This is a genomic window from Mycobacterium sp. TH-M82, assembly GCF_057473605.1.
Genome location: NZ_JBYCKY010000816.1, coordinates 1 through 1872, shown reverse-complemented (window position 1 = coordinate 1872; position 1872 = coordinate 1). Strand labels below are relative to the sequence as shown.

Annotated in this window: 1 protein-coding gene and 1 pseudogene; both read left to right on the top strand. The window is 67.1% G+C overall.

What is annotated here, in order from left to right:
* Positions 1-106 precede the first annotated feature (106 nt).
* Positions 107-1069 (top strand): annotated as a pseudogene (locus AC2VON_RS23885) (Mu transposase domain-containing protein); the annotation flags it as partial.
* Positions 1066-1842: an IS21-like element helper ATPase IstB gene (gene istB / locus AC2VON_RS23880; RefSeq protein WP_486955072.1), complete on the top strand. Its 777-nt coding sequence runs from the start codon at positions 1066-1068 to the stop codon at positions 1840-1842. The pseudogene AC2VON_RS23885 and the gene istB, both read left to right, overlap by 4 nt.
* The last annotated feature ends 30 nt before the right edge of the window (positions 1843-1872 follow it).

The following is a 1872-nucleotide window of genomic DNA, read 5'->3' as shown; positions in this document are numbered from 1 at the left end:
GTTATGCGCCCCGTCGCCGACCCGAAGAGTCGTCAAACCAATGCGGCACAGGGCTTCTTGACGGCACCACGGCCGGCCCGGCACATAACGAGGGCGGGCACATAAGACCGACAACGAGAAGACCGTCACCACCGGCCATATCGCCGGGGTGCCGGTCCGCAACCGCCAAGCCGTCACGTTCGGCCGCTACTACGGGGTGTCGGTGCTGACCTGCCAACCCGCTGATCCGGCCACCAAGGGCGGAGTGGAAAACGCGGTGAAGCTGGCCAAGGCCGACATCGTGCCCACCGAGACGAACCTGTTGGCCAGCTACGACAGTTTCGCCGAGGTCGAAGCGGCATGTGCTGCGTTCACCGAGCAGGTCAACGCCCGGGTGCACCGGACCACCCGGCGGGTTCCTGCCGAGATGCTCGCCGAGGAACGCACCCGGCTGCATCAGGTGCCTGAGCTGCCGCACACCGCAGCGCTGGGGGTGACTCGCCGGGTCCCCGACAACAGCGCCATGATCGCCTTCGAGCACGGCCAGTACTCGGTTCCCAAAGCCCTGGTGGGACAAACGGTGTGGGTTCGTCATCACGACGGCACCGATCAGGTCGTCATCTGCGCCCTCGATGACGGCGGCCCCATCGAGGTTGCCCGGCACCGCCGCACCACACCGGGCAATCCGGCCGTCGACGCCACGCACTTCCCCGACCACCACGAAAAGATTCCCGGCGACTACCGCCTGCGGGCCGGCACCGCCGCCGAGCACGCGTTCCTGGCGATCGGTGCCGGTGCCGGCATGTGGCTCAAAGAGGCCGCCGCTGTGGGCACTGAGCGGATCAATCAGAAGATGGCCCACGCCGTCGCCTTGTCGGCCCTGGCGCCGTGCGACGACGTGGACTGGGCGCTCGGACATGCCGCCGTGCACGGTCGTTTCGCCACCGGAGACCTCGACTCCATCCTGGCGGCCAAGGGCATCGACACCACCCGCGGGCGCACCACCGAACACACGTCCCTGGCCCAGGGAACCAGCAGCTGGAACACGTTGGGCACCAACACCACTCACGATGAGGAGCCACACGCATGACCACGCTGACCACCACTGCCACATTGCCCGCCGAGGTGGAGACGCTGATGCGGCAGTTGCGGCTACCACATGCCCGCGCCATCGCCGCCGACGTGCTGGCCACCGCACGCAGTCAACGCTGGGACCCCACCGAGGTGATCAAAGCCCTGCTGACCGAGGAATCCGTCGGACGAGCCCGATCCATGCTGGCATCGCGCCGCAAAGCTGCTGGGTTCCCGACCGGCAAGACCTTCGACGCCTGGGACGCCAACGCCTCGTCGATCCCGCTGCCCACCCAGCAGGCACTGCGCACCCTCGAATGGGTGCACCGCCGAGAAAACCTGGTGGTCTGCGGCCCGGCCGGCACCGGCAAGACGTTCTTCCTGGAAGCCCTGGGCCAACAGGTCATCGAGGCCGGTATGCCGGTGGCCTGGTTCACCCTCGAGCAGATCGGCGTACTGGTGCGAGCACACCGCGCCGATGACTCGCTGAACAGGGCGATCGCCAAGATCGTGCGCGCCGAGCTCGTCGTCATCGATGACGTCGGGCTGCTGCCGGTGGGCACCGATGCCGCTGAAGGCCTCTACCGCATCGTGGAAGCCGCCTACGAGCGCAAATCGGTGGCGATGTCGTCAAACCTGCATCCGAGCGGATTCGACGAGCTGATGCCCAAAACGTTGGCCACCGCCACCGTCGACCGACTGCTCCATCACGCCCACCTGTGTCAGACCAGCGGAGACTCCGTCCGGCTGACCCAGGCACTGCAAGGACAGGGGGTCAAAGCCTTGACCTGACCATCGAACAGCCGGTGGCGGCCATCCCCA

Coding starts and splice junctions, on each gene's coding strand:
- istB (WP_486955072.1), top strand. CDS start 1,066: ATGACCACGCTGACCACCACTGCCACATTGCCCGCCGAGGTGGAGACG.